Raw genomic sequence first — 883 nt, 5'->3', positions numbered from 1 at the left:
CCAACAGCGCCAGCGACCGCAAGGCGCTGCAGGCAGAAGTGGGGCAACTGCTGTCGGAGCTGGACCGCATCGCGGTGACCACCGAGTTCAACGGCCAAAAACTGCTCGATGGCTCCTTTGGTTCGGCCACCTTCCAGGTGGGCGCCAACGCCAACCAAACCATCACCGCCACGACTGGTAACTTCCGCACCACCACCTATGGTGCTCAGCTGAAACAGTCTGCCGCAGTCACTGTCGCTGCAGCTGCCACCCCGACATCCATCGCAGGCACGTTCGACATTGCCGGCTTGCAAACCAAGACGGTGACCCTGATCGCCACCGACACAGCAGCGACCGCAGCTGCAAAAATCAATGCTCTGTCAGACAGCACGGGTGTGACCGCCAACGCACGCAACCAAGTGGAGTTGACAAACTTCGCAGCCAGCGGCTCCTACTCGCTCGCTGTCAAGGGCGACAACAGCACGGCTGCAAACGTCACGTTCAACGTGTCAGCTGCAGGCGCGACTGCGGCTGGGTTGGCCGAAGCCGTGAAAGCGTTCAACGACGTTTCCTCGCAGACGGGTATCACGGCCAAGCTGAACTCTGGTGGTACCAGTATTATTCTGGTCAACGAAAGCGGTGCCAACATCCAGATCCAAAACAACTCGGCTGCAGGCAACACCATTTCTGTGGGCGCCTTTGATGCTGTGGCCTCTGCAACAAACGGCACAGATACGTTTGTGGCCGGAGTCGCTGCAGCACCTGCAGGCGGTTACGCCACTGCCGTCGGTTATCTCGAGATGAGTTCTGACAAGGGCTTTGCAATCAGTAATGTGACCACCACACCATTGGTTACTGCAAGTGGCTCTGCTCTCAGCGCTGTCAACTCGATTGATGTTTCGAC

The 883-nt window shown here is 58.3% G+C and carries 1 protein-coding gene; it reads left to right on the top strand.

Annotation, left to right across the window (positions count from 1 at the left end; genetic code table 11):
- Window positions 1-883 (top strand): flagellin hook IN motif-containing protein (locus tag HA630_RS02105; RefSeq protein ID WP_305792609.1); only part of this gene is annotated, 883 nt, incomplete at both ends.

The sequence above is a fragment of the Aquabacterium sp. A08 genome (assembly GCF_011742065.1).
Note: the sequence above shows the minus strand (reverse complement) of the source record. Positions and strands in the feature narration are given on the sequence as shown.